Source organism: Microbispora sp. H10885 (genome assembly GCF_014161415.1).
Taxonomy (GTDB): Bacteria; Actinomycetota; Actinomycetes; order Streptosporangiales; family Streptosporangiaceae; genus Microbispora; species Microbispora triticiradicis.
Genome location: NZ_JABBWY010000008.1, coordinates 331,182 through 356,316 on the forward strand (window position 1 = coordinate 331,182; position 25,135 = coordinate 356,316).

General features: G+C 72.7%; 23 protein-coding genes and 1 tRNA gene. 19 read left to right on the forward strand and 5 right to left on the reverse strand.

Going from position 1 to position 25,135, the window contains the following annotated elements; genetic code table 11:
• Nucleotides 1-3: 3 nt before the first annotated feature.
• From glp to HHX37_RS22875, 9 genes are all read left to right on the forward strand, one after another.
• On the forward strand, nt 4-1,188 hold the full coding sequence (gene glp, locus HHX37_RS22835; RefSeq protein WP_182886698.1) for a gephyrin-like molybdotransferase Glp: 1,185 nt from the start codon (nt 4-6) through the stop codon (nt 1,186-1,188).
• Nucleotides 1,185-1,712: a cyclic pyranopterin monophosphate synthase MoaC gene (moaC, locus tag HHX37_RS22840; protein WP_310738347.1), complete on the forward strand. Its 528-nt coding sequence runs from the start codon at nt 1,185-1,187 to the stop codon at nt 1,710-1,712. Before glp ends, moaC begins: the two co-directional genes overlap by 4 nt.
• Nucleotides 1,675-2,196: a MogA/MoaB family molybdenum cofactor biosynthesis protein gene (locus HHX37_RS22845; RefSeq protein ID WP_182883373.1), complete on the forward strand. Its 522-nt coding sequence runs from the start codon at nt 1,675-1,677 to the stop codon at nt 2,194-2,196. The genes moaC and HHX37_RS22845 overlap by 38 nt, the downstream gene beginning before the upstream one ends.
• 61 nt (nt 2,197-2,257) lie before the next feature.
• A complete protein-coding gene (locus HHX37_RS22850) occupies nt 2,258-2,899 on the forward strand; it encodes a GNAT family N-acetyltransferase (protein WP_111701422.1) in 642 nt (213 codons plus the stop codon).
• Nucleotides 2,900-3,011: 112 nt separating this feature from the next.
• The gene (locus tag HHX37_RS22855) at nt 3,012-3,590 is read left to right on the forward strand and encodes a hypothetical protein (protein ID WP_182883281.1); all 579 of its coding nucleotides are present in this window, start codon (nt 3,012-3,014) and stop codon (nt 3,588-3,590) included.
• Between the two features lie 20 nt (nt 3,591-3,610).
• Nucleotides 3,611-4,177 (forward strand): hypothetical protein, encoded by a 567-nt coding sequence (locus HHX37_RS22860; RefSeq protein ID WP_182883282.1) that lies wholly within the window; start codon nt 3,611-3,613, stop codon nt 4,175-4,177.
• A gap of 350 nt (nt 4,178-4,527) precedes the next feature.
• On the forward strand, nt 4,528-5,241 hold the full coding sequence (locus HHX37_RS22865; protein WP_182886699.1) for a hypothetical protein: 714 nt from the start codon (nt 4,528-4,530) through the stop codon (nt 5,239-5,241).
• A 50-nt stretch (nt 5,242-5,291) separates the two neighbouring features.
• Nucleotides 5,292-5,368: transfer RNA gene (locus HHX37_RS22870), tRNA-Ala, on the forward strand.
• A gap of 132 nt (nt 5,369-5,500) precedes the next feature.
• Nucleotides 5,501-6,292: a GNAT family N-acetyltransferase gene (locus HHX37_RS22875; RefSeq protein WP_182886700.1), complete on the forward strand. Its 792-nt coding sequence runs from the start codon at nt 5,501-5,503 to the stop codon at nt 6,290-6,292.
• 102 nt (nt 6,293-6,394) lie between these two features.
• On the opposite strand, the gene HHX37_RS22880 is transcribed toward HHX37_RS22875, so the two are convergent.
• Nucleotides 6,395-6,937 (reverse strand): hypothetical protein, encoded by a 543-nt coding sequence (locus HHX37_RS22880; protein ID WP_182886701.1) that lies wholly within the window; start codon nt 6,935-6,937, stop codon nt 6,395-6,397.
• 167 nt (nt 6,938-7,104) lie between these two features.
• Here HHX37_RS22880 and HHX37_RS22885 point away from each other — a divergent pair, with 167 nt between their 5' ends.
• The 3 genes from HHX37_RS22885 to HHX37_RS22895 all read left to right on the forward strand — a co-directional run bounded on the left by HHX37_RS22885 (nt 7,105) and on the right by HHX37_RS22895 (nt 9,072).
• A complete protein-coding gene (locus HHX37_RS22885; RefSeq protein WP_220503063.1) occupies nt 7,105-7,689 on the forward strand; it encodes a TetR/AcrR family transcriptional regulator in 585 nt (194 codons plus the stop codon).
• On the forward strand, nt 7,686-8,060 hold the full coding sequence (locus HHX37_RS22890; RefSeq protein WP_182886702.1) for a VOC family protein: 375 nt from the start codon (nt 7,686-7,688) through the stop codon (nt 8,058-8,060). The genes HHX37_RS22885 and HHX37_RS22890 overlap by 4 nt, the downstream gene beginning before the upstream one ends.
• Before the next feature lie 160 nt (nt 8,061-8,220).
• Nucleotides 8,221-9,072: a cellulose binding domain-containing protein gene (locus HHX37_RS22895; RefSeq protein WP_182886703.1), complete on the forward strand. Its 852-nt coding sequence runs from the start codon at nt 8,221-8,223 to the stop codon at nt 9,070-9,072.
• A 56-nt stretch (nt 9,073-9,128) separates the two neighbouring features.
• On the opposite strand, the gene HHX37_RS22900 is transcribed toward HHX37_RS22895, so the two are convergent.
• The gene (locus tag HHX37_RS22900) at nt 9,129-10,490 is read right to left on the reverse strand and encodes a hypothetical protein (RefSeq protein ID WP_182886704.1); all 1,362 of its coding nucleotides are present in this window, start codon (nt 10,488-10,490) and stop codon (nt 9,129-9,131) included.
• Nucleotides 10,491-10,592: 102 nt separating this feature from the next.
• Nucleotides 10,593-12,194: a dolichyl-phosphate-mannose--protein mannosyltransferase gene (locus HHX37_RS22905; protein ID WP_310740478.1), complete on the reverse strand. Its 1,602-nt coding sequence runs from the start codon at nt 12,192-12,194 to the stop codon at nt 10,593-10,595.
• Between the two features lie 150 nt (nt 12,195-12,344).
• On the opposite strand from HHX37_RS22905, the gene rsmI reads away from it, so the two are divergent.
• Nucleotides 12,345-13,172: a 16S rRNA (cytidine(1402)-2'-O)-methyltransferase gene (gene rsmI, locus HHX37_RS22910; protein WP_111701407.1), complete on the forward strand. Its 828-nt coding sequence runs from the start codon at nt 12,345-12,347 to the stop codon at nt 13,170-13,172.
• Here the strand turns inward: rsmI and HHX37_RS22915 are convergent.
• Entirely contained in the window at nt 13,142-14,638 is a 1,497-nt protein-coding gene (locus HHX37_RS22915; RefSeq protein ID WP_182886706.1) for a hypothetical protein, read from the reverse strand. The two genes, rsmI and HHX37_RS22915, sit on opposite strands and share 31 nt — an antisense overlap.
• 293 nt (nt 14,639-14,931) lie before the next feature.
• Between HHX37_RS22915 and HHX37_RS22920 the strand changes: the two genes are divergently transcribed.
• The 5 genes from HHX37_RS22920 to HHX37_RS22940 all read left to right on the forward strand — a co-directional run bounded on the left by HHX37_RS22920 (nt 14,932) and on the right by HHX37_RS22940 (nt 20,870).
• On the forward strand, nt 14,932-16,161 hold the full coding sequence (locus HHX37_RS22920; RefSeq protein WP_208759110.1) for a glycosyltransferase family 2 protein: 1,230 nt from the start codon (nt 14,932-14,934) through the stop codon (nt 16,159-16,161).
• A gap of 112 nt (nt 16,162-16,273) precedes the next feature.
• Nucleotides 16,274-17,860: a methionine--tRNA ligase gene (gene metG / locus HHX37_RS22925; RefSeq protein ID WP_182886707.1), complete on the forward strand. Its 1,587-nt coding sequence runs from the start codon at nt 16,274-16,276 to the stop codon at nt 17,858-17,860.
• 2 nt (nt 17,861-17,862) lie between these two features.
• Nucleotides 17,863-18,720: a TatD family hydrolase gene (locus HHX37_RS22930; protein ID WP_182886708.1), complete on the forward strand. Its 858-nt coding sequence runs from the start codon at nt 17,863-17,865 to the stop codon at nt 18,718-18,720.
• 50 nt (nt 18,721-18,770) lie between these two features.
• Nucleotides 18,771-19,643, forward strand: a complete 873-nt coding sequence (gene rsmA / locus HHX37_RS22935) for a 16S rRNA (adenine(1518)-N(6)/adenine(1519)-N(6))-dimethyltransferase RsmA (protein WP_182886709.1) — start codon at nt 18,771-18,773, stop codon at nt 19,641-19,643.
• A 183-nt stretch (nt 19,644-19,826) separates the two neighbouring features.
• Entirely contained in the window at nt 19,827-20,870 is a 1,044-nt protein-coding gene (locus tag HHX37_RS22940) for a M4 family metallopeptidase (protein WP_182886710.1), read from the forward strand.
• A gap of 17 nt (nt 20,871-20,887) precedes the next feature.
• On the opposite strand, the gene HHX37_RS37855 is transcribed toward HHX37_RS22940, so the two are convergent.
• On the reverse strand, nt 20,888-24,031 hold the full coding sequence (locus HHX37_RS37855) for a serine/threonine-protein kinase (RefSeq protein ID WP_396776473.1): 3,144 nt from the start codon (nt 24,029-24,031) through the stop codon (nt 20,888-20,890).
• Nucleotides 24,032-24,205: 174 nt separating this feature from the next.
• On the opposite strand from HHX37_RS37855, the gene HHX37_RS22950 reads away from it, so the two are divergent.
• On the forward strand, nt 24,206-25,132 hold the full coding sequence (locus HHX37_RS22950) for a 4-(cytidine 5'-diphospho)-2-C-methyl-D-erythritol kinase (RefSeq protein WP_182883296.1): 927 nt from the start codon (nt 24,206-24,208) through the stop codon (nt 25,130-25,132).
• The last annotated feature ends 3 nt before the right edge of the window (nt 25,133-25,135 follow it).

The window sequence follows — 25,135 nt, forward strand, 5'->3', positions numbered from 1 at the left end:
GACATGAAGCCCGTCGACCGCCATCTCGCCGACATCCTCGCGGTGGTGCGCCCGCTCGCCCCGCTGGAGGTCGAGATCGACGCCGCCCTCGGTGCCGTGCTGGCCGAGGACGTCGCCTCACCCGTGCCGCTGCCGCCGTTCGACAACTCGGCGATGGACGGCTACGCCGTACGGGCCGAGGACGTCGCCGGGGCGCCCGTCACGCTGCCCGTGATCGGGGACGTGGCGGCGGGCGACGGCGGGCTGAACGCCGTCGGGCCCGGCCTGGTCGCCCGCGTCATGACCGGCGCGCCGATCCCGGCCGGGGCCGACGCCGTCGTCCCGGTCGAGTGGACGGACGGCGGCACCGCCCGCGTACGGATCGACAGGCCGGCCCCGCCGGGCAACGCGATCCGGCGGGCGGGAGAGGACGTCCTCGCGGGGGAGACGGTGCTCCGAGAGGGCGCCCGGATCGGCGCCGCCCAGGTCGGGATCCTCGCCGGAGCCGGCCGGCGGCGGGTGCGGGTGCGGCCCCGGCCGAGGGTCGTCGTGCTGTCCACGGGTGCCGAGCTCGCCGAGCCCGGCACCCCGCTGGGCGCGGGCCAGATCTGGGAGTCCAACAGCTTCATGCTGACGGCCGCCGTACGGGAGGCCGGAGCGGAGGCGTTCCGGGCCGGTTCGGTCTCCGACGACCCCAAGGAGTTCCTGGACGTCCTGGACGCCCAGCTCCTGCGGGCCGACGCCGTGATCACCAGCGGCGGCGTCTCGATGGGGGCGTACGAGCCGGTCAAGGAGGCCCTCTCCCCGCTGGGCACGGTCGCCTTCGAGAAGGTCGCGATGCAGCCGGGGATGCCGCAGGGCTTCGGCGTCGTCGGGCCCGACCGTGTGCCGATCTTCACGCTGCCCGGCAACCCCGTGTCGTCGTTCGTGTCGTTCGTGCTCTTCGTGAGGCCGGCCCTGCGGGCCATGCAGGGGCTCCCGGTGGGACCGCCGGAGGCCGTACGGGCCACCGTGACGGCGCCGCTGCGATCGCCCGCCGGGAAGCGGTCCTACCTGCGGGCCGTGCTGACCGGGCGGACCGTCGCGCCGGTCACCGGCCAGGGTTCGCACCAGCTGGCCGCACTGGCCGCGGCGAACGCGCTGATCGTGGTTCCGGAGGACGTGACCTCGCTGCCCGAGGGCGCCGAGGTGGAGGTGATCCCGCTGTGAAGCTGACCCACGTCGACGAGACCGGCGCCGCCCGTATGGTCGACGTCTCAGAGAAGGACGTGACCGCCCGTACGGCCGTCGCGACCGGCCGCGTCCTGCTGTCGCCGGAGGCGGTGGCGGTGCTGCGGGCGGGAGACGTGCCCAAGGGCGACGCGCTGGGGGTGGCGCGCATCGCCGGGATCATGGGGGCCAAGCGCACCCCCGACCTGGTGCCGCTCTGCCACCCGATCGCCCTGACCGGCGTCAAGGTCGACCTGTCCGTCGTGGACGAGGGCGTGGAGATCACCGCCCGGGTCCGTACGGCCGACCGCACAGGCGTCGAGATGGAGGCCCTCACGGCCGTCACCGTCGCGGCGCTCGCCCTGGTCGACATGATCAAGGCGGTGGACCCGGCGGCGGTGATCACCGGCGTCCGGGTGGAGGAGAAGACGGGCGGCAAGACGGGCCACTGGGACCGCGAGGCCGGCGACGACCGTGACGCCCGCGATGTTCCCGGCGCTCACGGCGCTCGCGATCGGAGGTGAGGGCGGCGTGCGCGCGCTGGTGGTGACCGTCTCCAACCGGGCGTCCGCGGGCGTGTACGAGGACCGGTCCGGGCCGCTGCTGGCCTCCCTCCTCAAGGAGGCGGGCTGCGACCGGGTGGACGGCCCGCGGGTGGTCCCGGACGGCGAGCCCGTCGAGGCGGCGCTGCGCGAGGGAGTCGGCGAGGGGTACGACGTGATCGTGACCACCGGCGGCACCGGCGTCACACCCCTGGACCTCACGCCCGAGATGACCCGCCGCGTCCTGGACCGGGAGATCCCCGGCATAGCCGAGGCCGTACGGCAGGTGAACCGCGAGAAGGTGCCGACGTCGATCCTGTCCCGCGGCCTCGCCGGGCAGGCGGGCCGGACGCTGGTGGTCAACCTCCCGGGGTCGTCCGGCGGCGTACGGGACGGCATGGCCGTGCTGGCCCCGATCCTGGCCCATGTGGTGGACCAGATGCGCGGCGGCGACCATGTTCGCTGACCGCTCGATGCCGGGCGCCCCCACGTGGCGCGTTGACCGTTCTCCGGTGGATGATTGACGGATGGATCGACTTCGCGGCTGGCCGGTGTCCCTGACCGAGGGGCCCGTGGGGCTGCGGCCGCTGCGCCTGCGTGACGTCCGTGACTGGCGCGACACCCGGCTGCGCAACGCCGAGTGGCTCCGTCCGTGGGAGCCGAGCAACCCGGAGACCCCGCTGTTCCGCACCGGTCTCGGGCCGTACGTCTCGATGGTCGGCACGCTGCGCCGCGAGGCCCGCCAGGGGATGGCCATGCCCTGGGTCGTCACGTACGAAGGGCGGTTCGCCGGGCAGCTCACCGTGGGGGCGATCGTGTGGGGATCGGCCCGTTCCGCCCAGGTGGGCTACTGGGTGGACGGCCGGCTGGCCGGGCGGGGCATCATCCCGACCGCGCTCGCCATGGCCGTGGACCACTGCTTCTTCACCACCGGTTTACACCGTCTGGAGGCCAACATCCGGCCGGAGAACCAGGCCAGCCGCCGGGTCGTGGAGAAGCTCGGCTTCCGCGAGGAGGGCATCCGCCGGCGTCAGCTGCACATCGACGGCGCCTGGCGCGACCACATCTGCTACGCGTTGACCGTGGAGGACGTGCCCCGCGGGCTGCTCGTGCAGTGGCGCCGCACGATGAACTCGGCCGCCCGCCGCAGCGAGCCCAGCCCCGGTTAGGCGTCGGCGGGTGTGCCTCGCCGCCGTCGCAACCGAGACACAAGTGGATCACCAGTGGGCCCCGTGATGCTTCGTGGCCGTAAGCGAAACCGCATCACGGGGAGACATCCGTATGAGGAAAAAGGCGTTATCCACCGCGGCGGCCGCTCTGACCGCTCTGGCCGCCTCGGCAGCCATGAGCGCGGCGGCTCCCGCACCCGCGTCCGCCGCGGTCGTGACGATCGAGATCGTGCCCGCCCGCACCGAGACCGTGCGGGAGTGGATCGACCCGTTCACCTGCCCGACGAACATGGTGCTCACCGGGCGCTCGCACTACGGCGACGAGAACGATGCCACCACCTACACCTGCAGCTTCGTCCTCATCAACGGTGAGCAGGCCCGGGTGTACCTCGGCGACTGGACCTCCCGCCAGAAGGAGAGCAGGTCCGACTACAGCGCTCCCGACCACCAGGCCGTCGCCGGCAGGTGGCACGAAGGCGACGAGAACGGCTACACGAGGTACCGCACCGCCACCATGTACTGGCAGGGGCGGCAGGTGCTGCTGGCCAACGGGGACATCAGCGGTGCGTTCCGGGAGAGCAGCCACAACTGGCAGGCCGAGGGGAAGACGGTCATGACCGGCCGTAAGCACAGCGGGGACGAGAACGGCAACACCTGGTACCGCTTCGCCACCGTGACCGTCGCGGGCTGACAAGAGAGGCACCGAATACCATGAGAACGTTCGGCAAGGCCCTGTCCGTCGTCGCGGCGGCCGCCGCCCTGTCCGCCACCGCCATGGCCGCTCCCGCCTCGGCGGCGGTGACGATCAAGGTGGAACAGATCTCCAGCCAGACCGTGCGGGAGTGGTGGGGCGTCCAGGTCACCTGCCCCCCGAACCAGGTGCTCACCGGCCGCTCGCACTACGGTGACGAGAACGCCTACACCACCTACTACTGCAGCCGGATTCTGATCAACGGCGAGCAGGTCGAGGTGCACACCGGAGACTGGACATCCCCCCAGCGGGAGAGCAGGTCCGACTACAGCGCCCCGAACGACCAGGTGGTCGTCGGCAGATGGCACGAGGACGACGAGAACGGCGACACGAGGTATCGCAGCGCCGCGCTGTACTGGCAGGGGCGGCAGGTCAGGCTGATCGACGGGGACGTGAGCGGTCAGTACACCGAGAGCAGCCACACCTGGCAGGCGCGGGCCGGCAGGGTCATGACCGGTCGTACGCACTTCGGGGACGAGAACGGCAAGACCACGTACCGGTCCGCCACCGTGTACTTCGAGGGCTGATCTCCTCCGGCGCATAGGCCTGCGTACCGTCAGTGCCCTGGTGCGGCTGAGGCACTGATCGTCCGGGCCGGGACGGTCGGCCGGGAACGCCGCGGGGCCACCGCGACCCGGTCGGCCGGGCCAGGAATCCGCGTGGTCCGTCGGGACCACGCGGCTTCCGCGGGATCGAATTACATGAACAGCTTTGACGATCTCGCGACACACCGGACCGAATGCTCGTCATTCATCGACACGCGGTCCTACGGTGCGTGACGTGAACACCTCTCAGACGACACGAGCGCAGGGACGTGTTCACCATGCCCCCGGACCCGCCCGTACGGCGTTCCGGAGGCTGATCCGGAGGTGGGCGCGTGGGTAGCGCCGTGCTCTACCTCGCCATCGTCGTCATGTGGCTCAGCGTCCTGCTGCCCATGTGGCTGCGCCGCGACCGGCACACCGACGACGACCTTTTCGAGGACCCGGCGGCGGAGGCGACCACGCTGTCCGAGCGGCCCGCCGCCTCGGCCGGCCCTGAATCCGACCTCGAAGCCGACCTCGAAGACGGTTCCGCTCCGGGCGCCGAGGAGAACGACGCCGACACGGTCGTCACCCCGCCTGCAAGGGTCACCTCGACCGCCCCGGCATCCGCGGCTCCGGCCGACTCCGCGGACCAGGCCACCGCGGACCAGGTGGCGGCCGAAAGGCACGCGCGGGCCCGCAGGATGGCCGCCCACCGCCGCGCCCGGATCCTCGCGCGGCGCCGCAGGCGCCTTTTGTGGAGCGTTCTGCTCGTCCTGGCCTCCGTGGTCACCGCGGCCGTCCGGGTGATGCCCTGGTGGGCGGTCGCGCCCTCCGGCGTGCTCCTCGTCGGCTACCTCGCCGTGCTGCGCGTGGCCGTACGCGCGGACCGGGAGCAGCGGGAGAAGGCCGCGCGGGCGCGGGCGGCGTACCTGCGCAGGCAGCGGGAGCGCCGCCGCGCCCTGGCCGCCCTGACCCGCGAGGCGGAGATCATCAAATTCGAGGCGCGCAAGCGTTCGCAGGTCTTCGACCAGTACGCCGACGGGCGGCGCGCGGCCGGAGACTGATCCGGTGGCGCGAACACCCCGCGGAGTTTGCTAATCTAGTCGAGGTCGTTGGGGCTATAGCGCAGTCCGGTAGCGCACTTCGTTCGCATCGAAGGGGTCTGGGGTTCAAATCCCCATAGCTCCACCACGACGAGGGCCCGTCAGGTGATCCACCTGGCGGGCCTTTTCGCTGCTCGCAGGCGTTTCGCTACGTGCCGGGCCGTTCGCCGCCGAGGCCGGTCGGTGCGGACACCGTGGCGCGCTGGCTAGTCTGCCGTCCATGATCCCCCTCGCGCGGCACCGCCTGACCCCCGCCGAAACCGGCCGGGCGCTGCGCGCGCTGTGCGAGTGGACGCCGGGCGATGCCCCGGGCGGCGGCCTCCATCCCGGAGACGTGGGGTGGCACCTGCGGTTCGACGACGCGGCCGTTCTTCTTTGGACCGATGATGTGGCGCCGGTTGCCGTCGGCTTCCTCGACGGCCCTGTGCTGCGCGTGACCGCCGCGCCCGGCGCCGATCTCGGGGCGCTCGCGGCCGACGCCGAGGAACTGCTCGAGCCCGGCGACGACCGGTCTGATGGTCTGCCTGTGCCCGGGTGGGAGCTCGACCAGGAGGAGCCCTGGCTCGTCATGTCGTGGCACCCGCGGCCCGTGTCGAGCCGTGCCGAGCCGGTCGGTGCGGCCGGTGCCGCCGACCGGGTGCTGGTGCAGCGGTCCGCCTTCGCGGGGTCCACGTTCACCGTCGAGCGCTGGCGCGCGATGAAGCGGTCGCCGGCCGGCGGGCTGGCCGTGGAGGCGCTCGTGCGCACGCCCGCGGGGGAGCCCGCCGCCGCGACCGGATGGTTCGCGGGTGTGGGCAGGTGCGGGCTGCTGGAGCCGGTCGGCACCCATCCGGACCATCGCGGGCACGGCTACGGGCGCGATGCCGTGCTGGGCGCATGCGCGGCTCTCGCCCTGCGGGGCGCGAGCGCGGTCGCCGTCGTGACGCCGTCCGCGAACGACGCCGCGGCGGCGCTCTACCGATCGGCCGGGTTCACCGTCGTGCGCGAGGATCGTCACTGGGTTCGTCCCTGACGAGCGTGAACAGCGCGGTCACCTCGCCCGCAAGCGCTCCACGCGCCGTAGCGGGTTGAGATCCCCGGCCGGGAGCTTCGTCGGCCGATCAGGACGTGACGGTCAGGAGGAGGCGGCTATCAGGCCGACCACGATCAGCACCAGGGACAGGGCCGCGACCACCGATCCGGCGATCACGGCGGTCCTGCGGCCCCGTCTGACCTTGAAGACGTACAGCAGGACGTAGGGCAGGAAGGCCAGCGCCGCGAGGCCGGTGGCGGGAAGCGCCATGGCCCGCAGGACGCCCTTCGTGCCGGACGGCAGCGCCCGGTCACCCTCGGGGGTGAGCTGGGCCCGCGTCACGTCCCCCGCCTCCGAGTCGGGCGAGGCGGCCACCGCGACCGCGTCTCCACCGCCGTCGGGGACGAACCTGCCCTTGCAGTCGTACCGTCCCTGGCCGAGGGAGACGCAGGAGACGACGGTGAGGGTGCCGGGGGTGCCGATCTTCCCGGTCGCGAGCCGGAAGTCCGGCACCGCCGCCACGAACGGCAGCACGCCGAGCGCGAGCCAGCAGATCAGGAGGATGCCCATTCCGATCTTGCCCGGCATTCGGCGACCCGGGGTCACGGTCGTGGTGAGTCCCTCGAAAGCCTCGGTCAGGTCCATGACGCCAGCATGGCGTCGCGCACTTGGGACTCACCTGGAACAGGCTTGCCAGGCCGAGACGACCCGGTATGAGCGACGAGCCGAAAAACAATTGACGGAGTGAGTGCTCACTCCGCACTATTGATCGCATGACAGAGACGACGACACCACGCCGGAGAGCGCCGGCGATGAGCACGGAGCAACGCAGAGAGATGATCGTGGCCGCGGCGCTTCCCCTGGTCGCCGACCACGGCGCCGCGGTCACCACCAGCCAGATCGCCCGCGCGGCCGGCATCGGGGAGGGCACGATCTTCCGGGTCTTCACCGACAAGGACGAGCTCCTCGACGCGTGTCTCGTCGAGGCGATGAACCCCGGCCACGTGCTGCGCGAACTGGCCTCGATCTCCCTCGACGAACCGCTGGCCGATCGGCTGACGCAGGCGGCGGAGGCGCTGCGCGCCCACCTGGGCCGCATGGGGACCGTGATCGGCGCCCTGCACGGCACCGGACACCGCCGCGAGCGAGGCTCCGGAGAGCGGCAGGCCCCCGGCGGCAGGGATGCGTCGATGAAGGCGACCCACGAGGCGATCGTCGAGCTGATCGAGCCCGACCGGGCGTCGCTGCGCCTGGAGCCCGGAAAGGTGGCATCGGTCTTCCTGGGGATGCTCTTCACCCGGCCCCTTCCCGCGTCCGGCGAGCTGGGCTCATCTCCCGGGGAAGTCGTCGACATCCTGCTGCACGGCATTCTCGGGTCCCCTGGGAGCGGGGCATGACCATCACGTTGAACCACACCATCGTCCCCGCCGTGGACAACCGCGAGGCGGCCCGCTTCTTCGCCTCGATCATGGGCCTGGAGGAGATGCCGCCCGCCGGCCGCGACGGCCACTTCGCGCCCGTACGGGTGAACGACACGCTGACCCTGGACTTCATGACCGTGGACGACCCCGTCGGCATTCATCTGGCCTTCGACGTGGACCCGGCCACGTTCGACCGGATCCTGGCCCGGCTGCGGGAGGCCCGGGTGCCCTACGGCAGTGATCCGGCCCATCCCGGCAACGGCCGGATCGACCACCCGCTGTGCCCGCGCGGGCTGTTCTTCGTCGATTCGGCGCGCAACCTCTACGAGGTCATGTCCCCCGCCTGACCGCGGCCGGTGATCCGGACGGGGGACTCCGGATGAAAGTTGCAGGGCCGCGCGCCGTTCGTCCCGCGCGTACGGCCTCACGCGCCCGCGTTTCATTGACCACGAGTCCACTTTCGCGGACGATCCGGGGCAAGGGGGCCGGCCGACACGAGGAGTGGGAATGACACGGAGCAGAACGGGGACGGGCGCCTGGATCACGGCGGCCCTGCTGGCGGGGGCCGCGATCGTCGCGCCCGCGGCGGCCCGCGCGACCGCCGGGACCACGGTGGCCTACACGACGTTTCCGCCGAGCCCGTCGCCGACGGCGAGTCCCACTGCCTGCCCGGCGATTCAGCCTCCGTCGGAGCAGAACACGCCGCCGACCGCCCCGGGAGCGCCGACGGACGTCCAGGTCTTCATGACGCAGGTCCTCCTGCGCTGGGCGCCCGCCACCGACGCGGACGGCATCGCCTGCTACCAGGTCCGCGAGGTGTGGAACGGCGCCGAAAGGGTCGTGGGCACCTTCGCGGGCACGGTCACCTCGGGCTCCGTCTACCTGCCGTGGCCGCCCTACGGGGTCCCGTCCCAGGTCCACCAGCTGTACGTCGTGGCGGTGGACACGAAGGGGGCGGTCAGCCCGCCGTCCGGCTCGGTCTCCGTGACGATCTACAACGACATCGTCACCCCGCCCTCGCCCTCGGTCTCACCGGCCGTGGTCACCTGCCGGGTGGCGGTCAGCTCCTCCGACTGGTGGAGCGGGATGAGCACGAGCATCACGATCACCAACACGACAGAGACGCCCGTGAGCGGATGGCGCCTCAAGTTCATCTTCCCCGACCCCGGGCAGAAGCTGACCACGGGCTGGTCGGCCACCTGGTCGCAGGCCGGCTCCGAGGTGACGGCGGTGAACCTCGACTGGAACAAGACCATCGCGCCGGGCAAGTCCGTGACCATCGGCTTCCTCGGCAGCCACACCGGCTCGAACCCGTCGCCGACGAGGTACACCCTCAACGGCGCCTCCTGCGCCTCCTGACCGCCACGGTTCCCGCCGTCCCTCGCCCGAAGGGACGGCGGGAACCCGGGCGAGACTCAGCCGAGGCCGGCGTACTGGCGGGGGCGCAGCGCCTGCGCGCGCAGCGCGGCCAGCGCGGCGCGGCGGCCCGTGCCGGTGAGCCGCCAGACGTACGCGTCCCGGGCGGGCCCGGACGCCCGCGCCGGGGCGGCCGGCCCCGAGCCGCCCGAAGCGCCGTCCGAGAGGCCGAGGGCGTCGAGACGGTGCCGGAGCCGGGCCAGCGGATGGGAGAGGTCGACGCCGGTGACACGTCCGCCGTCGGCCGAACGCCAGCCCTCGCCGTTGACCACCTCGGCGACCCGGTCGCGCAGGTCGCCGTCCGGTACGGCGTCGCCGTCCACCAGGATCATCAACGCGGACTCGCGGATGGAGATCTCGAAGTCGTGTTCGCCGGGGGCGGGGACGAGCAGGGTGGCCGCGGCGGCCTCCCACAGGGCGGCGGGGTCGTCCAGGAGGTTCCGGCCGGTGGTCGTGAGCACCAGCCTCCTCCCACTGCGCCGCAGCGCCCCGAGGTCGTGGACGGCGATCCGCCTGAGCTCGGTCACGGCGGGCACGTCGGCCTCGCCGCGCACCGCCCGCGACTCCGCGCCCGGCCTCATAGGAGCGGCCCAGCCGAAGCGGCCCGCCGCCTCCGCCGCCACGGCCCGCCCGACGTTGAGCCGTTCGGTCAGGCGGACGCCGGTGCGGGCCAGGTCGAGCAGCCAGCGCAGCGGCTCCAGGTGGGGCTCGGCCGGCGCCTCGATGGGCGCGTGCAGCCGCACCTCGAAGGGCTGGGCGAGCTCGCGGCGGGCGGTGCCGCGCCCGAGCACCCAGCGGTTCAGCCGTTCGCCGTGCACCCGGTGCAGCCAGCAGTCGCCGCCCAGCTCGGCTCGGGGGGCGGTGAGCCAGCGGCGGGTCAGCTCCTCGCGGTCCACCGGATCGCCGGCGACGATGGCCAGCTCCAGCGCGGCGGCGCAGGCGACGTGGGCCCCGAGCTCCTCCGGGCCCATGATCGAGCTCCAGGACAGCTCGGGGACGTCCGGGGGCAGCACCCCCGTCGACTCCAGCTCACGGTGGTAGGCCGAGGTCCCGGCCTCCTCGCCCTCCCTGGCGTACGTGAGCAGGATCCGGGCGGTGGCGGGGGAGTCGCACAGGGCGGCGTACCGCTCCATCCCGGCGAGCCGGAGCAGCTTGCCGAGCGCGCGTGCGATGGTCGCCTGGTCGCCCGGGACCTTGATCGGCAACGTGTACCAGAGGAACTCGCACACGTCGAACTGGCTGATCGTCTCCAGCGCCTCGCCGCCGGCGAGCCATTCCACCGCGACGCGGGCGGGCTCGGCGATGTCCGGTTCGGAGCGCTCCAGTTGGACCAGGAGCGCGGCGACGTCAGGTGCGGGCATGACCCGCAGTCTGCCGTATCGACCCCATCGTTGACGACGACCCGGTAACACTGACGACCACCCCCTCTGGGCGCAACGGTATGGCCCAACCATACGGGGGTGTCAGATCCAGGAGTCGAACAGCATCCTCGCGTGCCAGGAGTCGTACGGGATGACCTCGGCCGCGATGACCGGATAGAGCCAGCCGAAGTTCACCAACGACAGGAGGACGAACGCGCCGACGACGGCGGTGCCGATCACTCGGCGGTTCGGCCGGGCCGGGTCGGCCCGCCCCATGATGAGCCCGCAGCCCAGCACGATCGCAAGGATCATGAACGGCACCATCGGCATCGCGTAGAACGCGAACATCGTCCGGTTGTCGGAGATGGAGAAGTAGAACCACGGCAGCCAACCGGCGGCGTAGCCGAGCAGCACCGAGCCCGCGCGCCAGTCCCGGGTCGCGACGTACCAGGCGATCATGCCGATCAGCGCGAGGAGCCCGGCGAACCAGATGATCGGCGTGCCGGTGCCGAGGATCGAGTAGGAGCAGCTGGGCGCGCCGCACGTGGTGGGCGACTCGTAGAAGAACGCCACCGGGCGCAGCAGCATCGGCCACTGCCAGGGTCTCGACTGGTACGGGTGGGTCTGGGCGAGGCCCGTGTGGAAACTGAGCACCTGATGCTGGTAGTCGAACCACGACCGGAGCGAGTCGATGACGAAGTAGGCGGGGCCGTTGGCGGTGGCCTGCTCCCAGTTGCGCCCGTAGCCCTTGTCGGTGACGAACCACCCCGTGAACGAGACGAGGTAGACGAGGGCCGGGACGACGGCCATCCAGGCCGCCGCGAGCGGCAGGTCGCGCACGACGACGCCGCGGAAGGGGCGCGGCACCCCGGTGGTCCGCCGCGCGCCCAGGTCCCACAGCAGCACCATGACCGCGAACGCGGCGATGTAGAAGGCCGCGGTCCACTTGGTGGCGAGGGCCGCGCCCAGGCAGAGCCCGGCGCCGAGGAGCCAGGGCCGCAGGCCCGTCCGCGGGCCGTCGTCCGGCGAACCCGCCTCGTTCCAGGAGACCAGCCGGGAGCGGAACCAGTCGCGGTCGGCGACCAGGCAGGCGAACCCGGCGACCACCCAGAACATCAGGAAGATGTCCAGCAGGGCCGTACGGGACAGCACGAAGTGGAGGGCGTCGAGGGAGAGCAGCAGGCCGGCCACGCAGCCGAGGAGCGTCGAACGGGTCATCCTGCGGGCCGTGCGGGCGAGGATCAGGATCGACAGCGAGCCGAGCAGCGCGGCGGCGAACCGCCAGCCGTACGGGTTCGGGCCGAAGAAGACCTCGCCGAGGCCGATCATCCACTTGCCGAGGGGCGGATGCACCACGTACGAGGCGCACTCGCCGACGGTCGGGCACTGCTTGAAGATGTGGTCGTTCCCGGCGAGCAGGAGCTTGTCCGCGCCGTCCACGAACTGCCGCTCGGCGCCGTACCTGACCGTCGCCCAGGAGTCCTTGGCGTAGTAGGTCTCGTCGAAGACGACCGCGTGGGGCGTGCCCAGCCGGAAGAAGCGCAGGAACGCGCCGAACAGGGCGATCACGATGGGGCCGACCCAGCCCCACATGACGCTGCCGGGCATGGGCGGCACCAGCCGGTCGCGAAGGGACACCTCGGGAGCTTCGCCCTCAGGTTCCTCTTCCGGCTGCTCGAACGCCTTGTGGGAATAGTCGGTCACGGCCACCCCGACAGATTACTGGTGAGTCCCCGCGGAGGACACGATTCGCGCTGGGATCGGGGCCTGCGAGCCTCTTACCGTGAATGTTTCACACCCTGGGCGGACGAGGGACGTCGCGGGGCCGCCGCGCGCCGGTCATAGGGTGGACGGGTGCTCGTTCTCGCCGCGGCGCCCATCGGCCAGCCCAAAGACGCCTCCCCCCGGCTCCGCGAGGTGCTCGCGACGGCCGACGTGATCGCGGCGGAGGACACCCGCCGGCTGCGGCGGCTCACGGCCGACCTGGAGGTGACCCCGGCGGGCCGGGTGGTGTCCTACTACGACGCGAACGAGAGCGCGCGGGCCGCCGAACTGCTGGAGGCGCTGCGCGAGGGGCGCACCGTCGTCGTGATCACCGACGCGGGCATGCCCGGGGTGTCCGACCCCGGCTACCGGCTGACCCGCCTCGCGGTCGAGGCCGGCCTGCCGGTGACGGCGCTGCCCGGCCCGTCGGCGGTGACGACGGCACTCGCCGTGTCCGGGCTGCCGAGCGACCGGTTCTGCTTCGAGGGCTTCCCGCCGCGCAAGCCGGGGGAGCGGGCCCGGCGGCTCGCCTCGCTGGCCGCCGAGGAGCGCACGATGGTCTTCTTCGAGGCGCCGCACCGCCTGCGGGCGACCCTGGAGGCGATGGCGGAGGCCTTCGGCCCCGGACGGCCCGCCGCTGTCTGCCGCGAGCTGACCAAGACGTACGAGGAGGTGCGGCGCGGCGGCCTGGGCGAGCTGGCCGGATGGGCGGCCGGCGAGGTCAGGGGAGAGATCACGCTCGTCGTGGCCGGACGGACGGCCGAGGAGGCCGCGCCCGGCATCGACGAGCTGGTCGAGGAGGTGGCCCGGCGCGAGACCGCGGGAGTCCCCCGCAAGCAGGCCATCGTCGAGGTGGCCAAGGCCGCGGGCGTCTCCAGGCGCGACCTCTACAACGCCGTCCACACCTCCTCCCCCTGACCGCTCTCTCCCTGGCCGCTCCGCCGCTCCGCCCGCGCTCCGGCCCGGCGCCGTACGAGGTCACGCACGGTAATGGCGGCGGCGAGGCAGGCGAGCGGGACGGCGGGCAGCAGGTAGCGGTAGTCGAACTCGGCGGTCGCCGCCGGCGCCAGGATCAGGCCGGCCGACGCCAGCCAGGGCAGCAGCACGGGCCCGCCGAGCTCGCGCCAGCGCCGCACCACGCCGTACAGGCCGAACAGCAGCAGCAGCCCCAGCACGAGGCCCGGCAGCCGGACGACCTTCTGGTAGGTGATCATGAAGTTCGACCAGGGCGAGACGATTCGCGTCGCGGCCGGCCCGTTCTCGTACGCCTCGGCGTCCTTGTCGGTGGTGCTGTGGAAGGAGCTCCACTTGGGCAGCTTGCGCGTGTACTCGTTGGAGAACTCGTACTGCTTGTAGGTCTTGGCATCCGGGAAGCGCGGGCGGCCCCAGTGGAAGGCGCGGAAGAAGTCCTTGGCCACCGCCGCGAGGTAGTCGCCGGGCTGCGACAGGATCGCCTTCTTGGCGAACGCGCTCGCGTTCGCGTTGATCTCCGGGGTGAACTTCATGCCCGAGCCGAACACGTGGAGCTGGTTCTGGTCGTCCCACCACAGGTACGCCTGGGAGTAAGGACCGCGTTTGTCCGGCGGCGTGTTGATGCACAGGAGAGCCAGTTCCAGCTCACGCCGCTCGTCGATGTCCATCTTGTGGCAGTCGGCGAACAGCGACGTCCGCATGTAGAGGATGACCCCGTCGCTGTTGGTCATCGCGAACTGCCCGTTCACCGCCTTGAACCAGCCCATGTACGCCAGGACGGGCAGCGCGCAGGCAACGACCATGGCGGCGATCGGCCGCCACCCGGCCCGCTTGATCACCAGGTACGCGACGACGAGCGCGAGGATCGGCAGGCCGATGCTCCGGGTCAGCGCCGTCACGGCGAGCAGCAGCCCGACGGCGGTCCCGCCGCGCCAGGTCATCCTTTCCCGCCACAGCACGAGCGTCACCACGCCCACCACGAGCAGGATGAACATGCCGTCCGACATGACCAGCTGTTCGAGCTGGATCTGGTAGGCGTCGAACAGCACCGGGGCCGCCGCGAGCGTGGCGCCCCAGCCCGGCATCCCGAATCTCCTGGTCAGCAGCGCGTAGATCAGGACCGCCGCGGCCAGTCCCATCAGGTGCTGGGTCAGGATGACGAGCGAGAAGCTGTGGAACGGCCTGAGCAGGAGCAGCCAGAAGCTGTATCCGTCCGGGCGGATCGGGTGCGGCCGGGGGCGCAGCGCCACCGACACGTAGTCGTAGGAGTCGTTGAACCACATCGCCGGGCCGAAGCCGAGCATCGTGACGATCCGCAGCACGAAGCCCACACCGAGGGTGACCGCGAAGACCCGGTGCCGGCGCAGCAGGGCGGCCGCGCGGCCCCATCGGCCGAGCGGGACCGCGTCCACCGAGGGAGGATCCGCGATCGCGACCATCAACGTCGCGCGGGGGCGACCGGCTGCCTGAGCAGGCGGGCGGGTCCCCGCTTCCTCCCCTCGGATCTCGTCGGTGATGTCTTCCGATTTCCGGTGCCGGGCCCGTCCTCTGCGTCGCCGTCCGGGCGGTGACGCGGGCCGCCCGCCGCTCCGGCGGTGGGTGGAGTCACGGTTACAGAATGCCAGCCGTTTCGCCGACTTGACTCGGACGCTACCGGGAAGCAGGCATCATTGGTGTCCTGCCGTCATATGCAAGGAGTTGCGACGTGGAACTTACCGTTGTCATGCCATGCCTCAATGAGGCCGAGACCGTTGAGATCTGTGTCCGCAAGGCTCTCACCTGCATGCGGGAGAACGGTGTCGACGGCGAGGTGGTCATCGCCGACAACGGCAGTACGGACGGCTCGCAACAGCTGGCCCGCGACGCGGGTGCCCGGGTGGTCCACGTCGACGCGAAGGGCTACGGCAACGCCCTGATCGGCGGCATCCGCGCCGCCCGCGGCAGGTACGTCATCATGGGCGACGCCGACGACTCCTACGACTTCACCAACCTGATGCCCTTCGTGGAGCAGCTCCGGGACGGCGCCGAGCTGGTCATGGGCAACCGGTTCCGCGGCGGCATCGCGCCGGGCGCCATGCCCCCGCTCCACCGCTACCTGGGCAACCCGGTCCTGTCCTTCATCGGCCGGCTGTTCTTCCCCAGCGAGATCGGCGACTTCCACTGCGGCCTGCGGGGCTTCCGCCGCGACTCGATCCTGCGGCTCGGGCTGCAGACCGGCGGCATGGAGTTCGCCTCCGAGATGGTCGTCAAGGCGACCCTGCAGGGGCTCGACGTCCGCGAGGTGCCGACGACCCTGTCGCCCGACGGCCGCTCCCGCCCGCCGCACCTGCGCTCCTGGCGGGACGGGTGGCGCCACCTGCGCTTCCTCATGCTCTACAGCCCGCGCTGGCTGTTCTTCATCCCCGGCCTGGTGCTGATGACCCTCGGCCTCGTGGCCGGCGCCGCGCTCACGTTCGGCCAGGTCCGGATCGGCAAGCTCGCCTTCGACGTCGACACGCTGGTCGGCGCGTCCGCGATGGTGGTGATCGGCTTCCAGGCCGTGCTGTTCGCGTTGTTCACCAAGGTGTACGCGGCCGAGGAGGGCTTCCTCCCCGAGGACCGGCGGGTCAGGAAACTGGTCGACATCGTCACGCTGGAGCGTGGCCTGCTGGCCGGTGGCGCGCTCGCGGTGGCCGGTCTCGCCGGCCTGGTGGCCTCGCTGTCCCACTGGGGCGGCCGCGGCTTCGGCGAGCTGATCCCGGCCGAGTCGCTGCGTCTCGTCGTGCCGTCGGCGACCGCGTTCGTCATGAGCTTCCAGACGATCTTCGCGTCGCTGTTCATCAGCATCCTCGGCATCCGCCGCTCGCGGGAGACCCCGGCCGACATCGCCGCGTCCGCCGCGGAGGAGGCCGCCGAGGCCGTCAACCAGGACGTCAACCGCGAGTCCGTGGCCTGATCCCGGCCTTGGTCCCGGCCTGATCCGGGGCATGATCGGGAGCTCGCGCGGACCCGTGTGCCGCCCCCGTTATCCAGGGGAGGCACCGGTCGCGGACCGATAGGATTCGCACATGGCGGCTACAGGAACGACAGCATCCGGGGAGTCGGCGTACTACGTGACGACGCCGATCTACTACGTCAACGACGCCCCGCACCTGGGCCACGCCTACACGACCGTCGCGGGCGACGTGCTCACCCGCTGGCACCGCCAGCGCGGCGAGAAGGTGTGGTACCTCACCGGCACGGACGAGCACGGTCAGAAGGTCATGCGCACGGCCGAGGCGAACGGCGTCACACCCCAGGAGTGGTGCGACAAGCTCGTCGAGGACGCCTGGAAGCCGCTCTGGGAGCACCTCCAGATCGGCAACGACGACTTCATCCGTACGACCGAGCCGCGCCACACCGACCGCGTGCAGGAGTTCGTGCAGGACCTGTACGAGAAGGGCGAGATCTACAAGGGCGGGTACGAAGGGCCGTACTGCGTCGCGTGCGAGGAGTACAAGTCGCCCGGCGACCTGCTGGAGGGCGACCTGTGCCCGATCCACAAGCGCCCGGTGGAGTGGCTGAAGGAGGAGAACTACTTCTTCCGGCTCTCCGCGTACGGCGAGCGGCTGCTGGAGTTCTACGAGCGCAACCCCGACTTCATCCGGCCCGCCTCGGCGCGCAACGAGGTCGTGTCGTTCGTGAAGCAGGGCCTGCAGGACCTGTCGATCTCGCGGTCCACCTTCGACTGGGGCGTCCCGATCCCCTGGGACACCAAGCACGTCATCTACGTGTGGATCGACGCCCTGCTCAACTACGCCACGGCCGTCGGGTACGGCTCGGACCAGGAGAAGTTCGACGCCACCTGGCCGGCGAACATCCACCTGGTCGGCAAGGACATCCTCCGCTTCCACGCGGTGATCTGGCCCGCCATGCTGATGGCGAACGGCCTGTCGCTGCCGCGCGGGGTCTTCGCCAACGGCTGGCTGATGGTCGGCGGCGAGAAGATGAGCAAGTCCAACCTGACCGGCATCTCGCCGCGTGAGCTGACCGAGCACTTCGGCGTGGACGCCTACCGCTACTACTTCCTGCGGGCGATCCCGTTCGGCCAGGACGGCTCGTTCTCCTGGGAGGACTTCTCCGCCCGCTACACCTCCGAACTCGCCAACGACTTCGGCAACCTGGCGTCCCGGGTGGCCGCGATGGTCGGCAAGTACTTCGAAGGCACGCTTCCTGAGGCGACGGACGCCGGTCCCGCCGAGCAGGCGATCGCGGACGGCCTGGTCGCCGCGGCGGCCCAGGCGGACACCCTGATCGGCGACAACCTGGACTTCTCCGCCGGCATCGGCGCGATCTTCGAGTTCGTGAAGCAGGTCAACGGCTACCTCAGCGACCAGGCGCCCTGGAAGGTCGCCAAGGACGAGTCGCCCGAGGGGCAGGCGCGGCTCGCCACGATCCTCTACACGGCGGCCGAGTCGCTGCGCGCGATCGCGGTGCTGTTGCACCCGGTCATGCCGGGCACGAGCGCCAAGCTGTGGGCGTCCCTCGGGGCGGAACCCCACCTCGGCGCGCTCGCGGACCAGCGGATCGCCGACGTCGCCACCTGGGGCGGGCTGCCCGCCGGGGCGCAGGTCGTCAAGGGAGAGATCCTCTTCCCGAGGCTGGAGAACGCCTGACCATGTCGCGAGAGCGTCCGGCGCCGCCCGAGGCGCTGCCCGCAGAGGTGTTCGACAGCCACTGCCACCTCGACATCATGGTCGGCAACCGGCAGGCGTCCTCGGGCGACCCGGTCGCGCTGGCGGCCCAGGCGGCCGGCGTGGACGTCGAGTCGATCGTGGCCGAGGCGCGAGCGGTCGGCGTGACCCGCCTGGTGACCGTCGGGTACGACCTGCCGTCCTCCCGCTGGAACGCCACCGTGGCCGCCGGGCACCGCGACGTGTACGCCGCGGTGGCCATCCACCCCAACGAGGCGCACGCGTCCACGCCCGAGGTCCTCGCCGAGATCGAGGACCTCGCCCGGCGTCCGGACGTGCGGGCGGTGGGGGAGACCGGGCTCGACTACTACCGCGACTGGGCCTCGAAGGAGGACCAGCACGCGAGCTTCCGCGCGCACATCGAGATCGCCAAGCGGACCGGGAAGGCCCTGGTGATCCACGACCGGGACGCGCACGACGACGTGCTCGCCGTGCTCGCCGACCAGGGCGCCCCGGACGTGGTCGTCTTCCACAGCTTCTCCGGGGACGCCGAGATGGCCAAGCGGTGCGTGGACGCCGGCTACTACATGTCGTTCTCCGGCCCGGTGACGTACAAGAACGCCGGATATCTCCGCGAGGCGGCGGCGGTGGCCCCGCCCGAGCTCGTGCTGGTCGAGACCGACGCGCCCTACCTGCCGCCGACGCCGCACCGGGGCAAGCCCAACGCGCCCTACCTGATCCCGCTCACGCTCCGCTGCCTCGCCGAGGTCAAGGGCATGGACGTCGCCGATCTCGCGGCCCGGGTCTCCGCCAACGGCGAGGCGGCGTTCGGCGCCTGGTGAGGCGCCCGCCGGTGGTCCGGGCCGGCGCGGGGATGCCCGACACTGGAGTCATGAGTCTGCTCGGGCCGGTCGAAGTGCGTGTGCTGGCGGAGAAGCTGAACCTCCGCCCGACGAAGAAGCTGGGGCAGAACTTCGTGATCGACGGCGGCACGGTCCGCCGGATCGTCCGGGTCGCCGAGGTCGCCCCGCAGGACGTGGCGATCGAGATCGGCCCCGGGCTCGGCTCGCTCACCCTGGCGCTGCTGCCGGAGGTCGCCGAGGTCGTCGCCGTGGAGATCGACCCGGTGCTGGCCGGGCAGTTGCCGCTGACGGTCGCGCAGCGGGCCCCCGAGGTGGCGGACCGGCTGACCGTGGTGCACGCCGACGCGCTCAAGGTCGGCCCCGCCGACCTCCCGGCCGAGCCGACCGTGCTGGTGGCCAACCTGCCGTACAACGTGTCGGTGCCGGTCGTGCTGCACCTGCTGCGGGTGCTGCCGTCGCTGCGGCGCGGGCTGGTGATGGTGCAGGCGGAGGTCGCCGACCGCCTGGCCGCCGCTCCGGGCTCGCGCGTCTACGGAGTGCCCTCGGTGAAGGCCGCCTGGTACGCCGACGTGCGCCGGGCCGGCCCGGTGGGCCGCAACGTCTTCTGGCCCGCGCCGAACGTCGACTCCGGCCTGGTCTCCCTCGTACGGCGCGAGCCGCCGGCGACGACGGCGACCCGCGAGGAGGTCTTCGCCGCCGTCGACGCGGCCTTCGCCCAGCGCCGCAAGACGCTGCGGGCCGCGCTCGCCTCCTGGGCCGGTACGCCCGCCGCCGCCGAGGAGGCGCTCGTCAGGGCCGGAGTCGACCCCTCGGCCCGTGGCGAGCAACTGCGCGTCGAGGACTTCGCCCGCATCGCCGAGCAGCGCGCCGCCAGATCCCCCCGCCCCGCGACCACCCCCTGACCCGCCGGGCGGCCTCTCGGCTCGACGACTGAGGCATACGCTCCGGCCTGCCCTGATCTCGCTCGGCCGAGTTGGATGAAACCGGCCGAATATGATCATTACGGACAGGCCTCGGCTCTTGTGGTGGCGAGGGGACGTGACGACGATTGCTTGGAATCGTGCGCCACACCACGGAGGATCTCCATGCCCCCCAAGCGCTTCCCCGCCCTGGCCGCCGGCCTCGCCGGCGCTCTCGCCGCCGCCGTGGCCGGTGCGGCCGTCACGCCCGTCGCCGCGCACGCCGGTGCCGGGACCGCCACGGCGACCGCGACCGTCTTCGCGCCCAACCCCGTGCAGCAGCTCGGCCTGCAGAACCTGACCGACGCCAAGGACGCGGACCTGCCCGGGTTCGGACCGGCGTACACGCAGGTCACGCTCACCGACCTCGACGGCTCCGGCACGCTCACCGGCCGCTACGTGCGGGTGAAGAGCACGACCGGCGCCGCCGCGAAGGTGTCCGGCGGCGCCTTCCCGGCCTACCACCGCGACGCGGACCAGTTCGAGCAGGTGATGGGCTACCACTGGGTGACCACCGCCCAGCACTACATTCAGTCGCTCGGGTTCGGCGGCACGCTGCGGCCGGTGAACCAGCGGCAGATCGAGCTGCGCATCGACCAGTACGGCGGCGACAACTCCTTCTTCCGTGACGACAAGGCCAACGTCACTCTCGGCAAGGGCGGCGTCGACGACGGCGAGGACGCCGAGGTGATCGTCCACGAGTACGGCCACAGCGTCCAGGACGGGCAGGTGCCCGGGTTCGGCACAACCCTTGAGTCCGGCGCGATCGGCGAGGCGTTCGGCGACTACCTCGCCGTGGCCGTGAGCAGCTGGGCGACCGGCACGCCCACCAGGACGGACGAGGCGTGCGTGGCCGACTGGGACTCGGTGAGCTACACCTCGGCGCCGCACTGCCTGCGCCGCCTCGACGGGACCAAGCACTATCCCGAGGACGTCAGGGGCGAGGTGCATGCCGACGGCGAGATCTGGTCCCGCGCGCTGTGGGACGTCCGCCGCGCCCTCGGCGACCGCAAGGCGAGCACACTGATCATCGAGGCGCAGTTCGCCTTCGCCCCCGACACCACGTTCAGAGCCGCCGCGGAGGCGACCGTCGCCGCGGCACGCCGCCTGTACGGCGCGAGCGCGGCGAACGCAGTGACCAAGGCGTTCGCTGACCGCGGCATCCTCTGAGGACGCGGAGGCGGGCGTCAGCCCGCGACGGCGGCGCCGAAGTCGAGGGTGTCCGCGCCGTCCGGCCCGGGGAACACCGTCCGCCCTCCAGACCCGGGAGAGGGTTCGGAGCCGGGTGACGCCCCGGCGCGGGAGACCGTCGTGTAGATCACCGTGCCCGTCACGCCGCCGTCCGGAGCCCCGGCCAGCACGCGGCCGTCCGCGGTGCCGCTCACGCTCCACCCCAGATGGTCGTACGGCGCGGGGCTGTCCTCCCGGAGCACGACGCGGCCGGGTGGGCCGGTGAGCCCGATCACGTGGACCGCCCCCGCCTCCGGCACGCCCGGCAGCGCCTGCCCGGGGGCCCCGGCGAGCAGGGACGGCCCGGCCAGCGCCAGGGAGAAGCCGAACCGCCCGCGTTCGCCCGCCTCGGCCTGCGCGCCCAGCAGCCGGACGAATCGCGGTCCGGGTCCGGCCGCCTGGAGGAGCAGCACCGCCCCGGCGTCACGGGTGTCGTAGGGATCGGCCCCGGGGGCGCCCACCGCCAGGTACCCCGCGCCGTACGCCAGGGAGTAGCCGAGGCGGTCGCCGGGATGGGACGGCAGGTCGGCGGTGAGGCCGGAGACACTCCACCCGGCGCCCTGGTAGGCCCACGGCCGGGTCGCCACGTCGTAGATCACCGTGACGGCGCCGGTGTCCGCCTGGCCGTTCTCCTCCTGGTCCTCGAACGGCGCGCCCACGGCGAGGTCGAGCGGCCCAGCGGCGCCGCCGAGCCGCCCGAGGGCGAGCGACCAGCCGAACATGTCGCCCGGCTGGGACCCTCCCGGCACTCCGGGCGAGTCCTGCGTGACGCGCTGGGGCGTGCCGGGGCTGCGGCCGGTGAACCGATAGACGTAGACGGCTCCGGAGTCGACCTCGCCGTCGGCGTCCTCGTGCGGCGCGCCGACCACGACCACCCCCTGCGCGGCCGTCCCGGTGCCGCCATCGGTCGTGCCCGTGCCGGTGTTCGCGGGGGCCGGGGCGGTGAGGCCGTCGGAGTGCCCGCTGCCGGGAGACGTGTCGCTCACGGCGAGCGACCAGCCGAAGTGGGCGTCGGTCCTGGCCTCGGGGGCGCGCAGCTCGGTCCGGGGCGCGCCGGGCGTGCCGAAGCCGCGCCCGCCCCAGTAGACGTACGCCACCCCCGCCCCGTGCGCCTGCACCTGCCCCGCGCCCCCGTACGCGTACGGGGTCGAGACCACGAGATCCAGGCACCGGTCGCCGTCGATGTGCGCCGCGCGGGCCGTCCAGCCGGGGGCGGCGGCGTCGAACGCGGTGACCACGGGCGCCGGCTTCGACGGAGGCCCGCCGCGAAGGAGGAACACGCGTCCGGATCCCACCGCCGTGCTGTCCGGGCTCGGGGCCAGCGGGTCGGTGACCACCGCGTCGTCGAAGCCGTCCCCGTCGAAGTCGGCCGCGCCGGCCCGCGCGCAGTCGCCGCCTCCGGCGTCGCCGGGGGGCGTCACCGTCGTCGCGCCGCTCGCCTCCAGGGCGGGGTCCGGCGTCCCTCCGGGGGCAGGACTCCCGGCGGCAGGACTTCCGGGGGCAGGACTCCCGGTGGTGGGACTCCGGGGGGACGGGCTCGCGGGGGCCGGTTCCGGCGCGGCCCGCCGGGGCGCCTCCCCGGGCACCTTCCCGTACGCGCTCCCGGGCGGGGGAAGACGCACGTGGACGGCCGGCGCGTGGGCCACGAACGGGCCGTCGAGGCGGGCGGCCGTACGGCCGGAAGGCAGGGCGTACTCGGCGCTGAGCGTGACCATCGCCCCCGGTGCGAGCGTGCCGGGCGCGGGGTGGGAGGCACGGGGGTGGTGCGGCACGTTCCGGTCGTCGAGAAGGTCGGGCGGGCCGGCCGGTTCGGCGTCCGCGCCGCCCATGTTGAGCATGATCCAGTCGATTCTGCACACCAGGCCGTCCCCGGCCACCTCACCGCCGGCCACGCTCGCTCTGACCACGTCGGCTCGGGCCGCGCCACCGCCGACCGCGCCGGAGCCGGTCGGGGCGTGGCAGGCCGGGGGTTCGACGACGACCTGGACGTCCCCGATCTCGATGCGGCGGCCCACGTCGCTCTCCCGGGCGGCGGGCGGAGCGCCGCCGGAGCGGGAGGTGAGCAGCCCCACCGCGAGGCCCGCGACGATGGCGAGAGCCACGGCGGAGGCGACCAGCGCGAGCAGTCTCCCGGTCCTCCGCCGCGGGCGCGGCCCGGACGGATGGGGTGACGGCGCGTCCCACGGGCCCTCGATCACCTGGGTCGTCGGGTCGGGCCGGCTGCCGACGAGGTCCAGCAGCAGTTCCTGCGACGTGGGCCGGTTACGCGGCTCCCGGTCGAGCGCCCGGCGGACCAGGCGGTCCAGCGGCGCGGGCAGCGTACCGAGATCGGGCGCGCTCTCCAGCAGGCGGTGGGCGAGGACCATCGGGTCGCCCTCCCCGAAGGGGTGACGCCCGCCCGCGGCGTACGCCACCAGGCAGCCCCAGGTGAAGACGTCGGCGGCGGGGGTGACCGGGAGGCCCCGGAGCTGCTCGGGCGCCCACCAGCCGGGGGTGCCGACCAGTTCGTCGGTCCCCGTGTGGCCGTGGGTGGCGTCCACGGCCCGCGAGATCCCGAAGTCGATGACACGGGGCCCGGACATCGACAGGATCACGTTCGAGGGCTTGAGGTCCCGGTGGACCAGCCCGGCCGCGTGGATCGCGGTCAGCGCCGCCGCCACGCCGAACGCGACGCCGTGCAGCGTGCCCGGCTCCAGCGGGCCGTCCGTCGCGATGTGCCGGTCGAGCGGCGTGCCGGGAATGTACTCGGTGACCATGTACGGCCGTCCGTCCGGCGTCTCGCCGTGACCGAGCACCTGGGCGGTGCAGAACGACGCGACGGCGCGGGCGTGCTCGACCTCGGAGGCGAACCGCGCCGTGAAGCCGGGGTCGCCCGAGCGGCCGGCCCGGATCACCTTGACCGCGACGTGCCGCCCCTCCGGGGAGACGCCCATGTAAACCGTGCCCATGCCGCCCGAGCCGATCCGGCCCACCAGCCGGTAGTCGCCGATCGCGCTCGGGTCGCTCGGTGAAAGGGGGGTGGCGGCGTCGGAATCGATCAGGGCTCCCAGGGGGCGGTGCCGGGGACGGCATGACGGGAGGGCGTCACGGGAGGCCGGCACGGGGGCGGATCTGAGGTCACCGTACCGGGACGTGTACGGCTTTCGCCCTCGTTTATGAGCTTCTCTTGGCCGGACGGAGAACGGGACCACGTTAGGCTCGGGTCCCATGTCTGGAGCGAACCCGCAGGCCGCCCGCAGGGCCGGCCGCCAGGACGTCCCGCGGGCGGCGGCCCGATGAGCGCGATCACCGTACGCGTGCCCGCGAAGGTCAACCTGCAACTCGCGGTCGGGCCGCTGCGCGAGGACGGTTACCACGACCTCGTTAACGTCTTCCACGCCGTGTCGATCTTCGACGAGGTCACGGCCGCCGAGCCCGGCGACGTGTCGGCGGCCGCGCCGCCGCTGACCGTGCGGATCGAGGGGGAGTCGGCGGGCGAGGTCCCCGCGAACGACGACAATCTGGCCGTACGGGCGGCCCGCGCGCTGGCCGGCCACGCCGGTCGCTCCTACCGCGCCGATCTGCTGATCCGCAAGTCGATCCCGGTCGCCGGCGGCATGGCGGGAGGCAGCGCCGACGCGGCCGCCGCCCTGGTGGCCTGCAACGAGCTGTGGGGCCTCGGCCTGCCGGTGGAGGACCTCATGGAGATCGCCGCCGACGTCGGCAGCGACGTGCCGTTCGCCCTGCTCGGCGGCACGGCCGTGGGCACCGGCCGGGGCGAGCGGCTGTCACGCCTGGAGACGTCGGGCGCCTTCCACTGGGTCTTCGCGCTCGCCGACGGCGGCCTGTCCACTCCCCGGGTGTACGGCGAGTGCGACCGCCTGCGCGAGGAGGCCGGGACGGACCCCGGCCTTCCGGGGGCGAGCGAACCCCTGCTGGCCGCGCTGCGGGAGGGGGACGCCGCGGCCCTCGGCCGGGCGCTGACCAACGACCTGCAGCCCGCGGCGCTGTCCCTGCGGCCGTCGCTCGCGCACACGCTGCACGCCGGCGCCGAGCTGGGCGCCCTGGGCTCGCTCGTCTCGGGGTCGGGCCCGACCTGCGCGTTCCTCGCCGCGTCGGAGACGCACGCCGCGGAGATCGCCGCCGGGCTCAAGAACGCCGAGGGCTGCCGGGCCGCCGTCACGGCCACCGGCCCGGTCCCCGGAGCCGTGGTCGTGGGCTGAGGC

Coding starts and splice junctions, on each gene's coding strand:
- glp (WP_182886698.1), top strand. CDS start 4: ATGAAGCCCGTCGACCGCCATCTCGCCGACATCCTCGCGGTGGTGCGC.
- HHX37_RS22845 (WP_182883373.1), top strand. CDS start 1,675: ATGTTCCCGGCGCTCACGGCGCTCGCGATCGGAGGTGAGGGCGGCGTG.
- HHX37_RS22850 (WP_111701422.1), top strand. CDS start 2,258: ATGGATCGACTTCGCGGCTGGCCGGTGTCCCTGACCGAGGGGCCCGTG.
- HHX37_RS22855 (WP_182883281.1), top strand. CDS start 3,012: ATGAGGAAAAAGGCGTTATCCACCGCGGCGGCCGCTCTGACCGCTCTG.
- HHX37_RS22860 (WP_182883282.1), top strand. CDS start 3,611: ATGAGAACGTTCGGCAAGGCCCTGTCCGTCGTCGCGGCGGCCGCCGCC.
- HHX37_RS22875 (WP_182886700.1), top strand. CDS start 5,501: ATGATCCCCCTCGCGCGGCACCGCCTGACCCCCGCCGAAACCGGCCGG.
- HHX37_RS22880 (WP_182886701.1), bottom strand. CDS start 6,937: ATGGACCTGACCGAGGCTTTCGAGGGACTCACCACGACCGTGACCCCG.
- HHX37_RS22885 (WP_220503063.1), top strand. CDS start 7,105: ATGAGCACGGAGCAACGCAGAGAGATGATCGTGGCCGCGGCGCTTCCC.
- HHX37_RS22890 (WP_182886702.1), top strand. CDS start 7,686: ATGACCATCACGTTGAACCACACCATCGTCCCCGCCGTGGACAACCGC.
- HHX37_RS22895 (WP_182886703.1), top strand. CDS start 8,221: ATGACACGGAGCAGAACGGGGACGGGCGCCTGGATCACGGCGGCCCTG.
- HHX37_RS22900 (WP_182886704.1), bottom strand. CDS start 10,490: ATGCCCGCACCTGACGTCGCCGCGCTCCTGGTCCAACTGGAGCGCTCC.
- metG (WP_182886707.1), top strand. CDS start 16,274: ATGGCGGCTACAGGAACGACAGCATCCGGGGAGTCGGCGTACTACGTG.
- HHX37_RS22930 (WP_182886708.1), top strand. CDS start 17,863: ATGTCGCGAGAGCGTCCGGCGCCGCCCGAGGCGCTGCCCGCAGAGGTG.
- rsmA (WP_182886709.1), top strand. CDS start 18,771: ATGAGTCTGCTCGGGCCGGTCGAAGTGCGTGTGCTGGCGGAGAAGCTG.
- HHX37_RS22940 (WP_182886710.1), top strand. CDS start 19,827: ATGCCCCCCAAGCGCTTCCCCGCCCTGGCCGCCGGCCTCGCCGGCGCT.
- HHX37_RS22950 (WP_182883296.1), top strand. CDS start 24,206: ATGAGCGCGATCACCGTACGCGTGCCCGCGAAGGTCAACCTGCAACTC.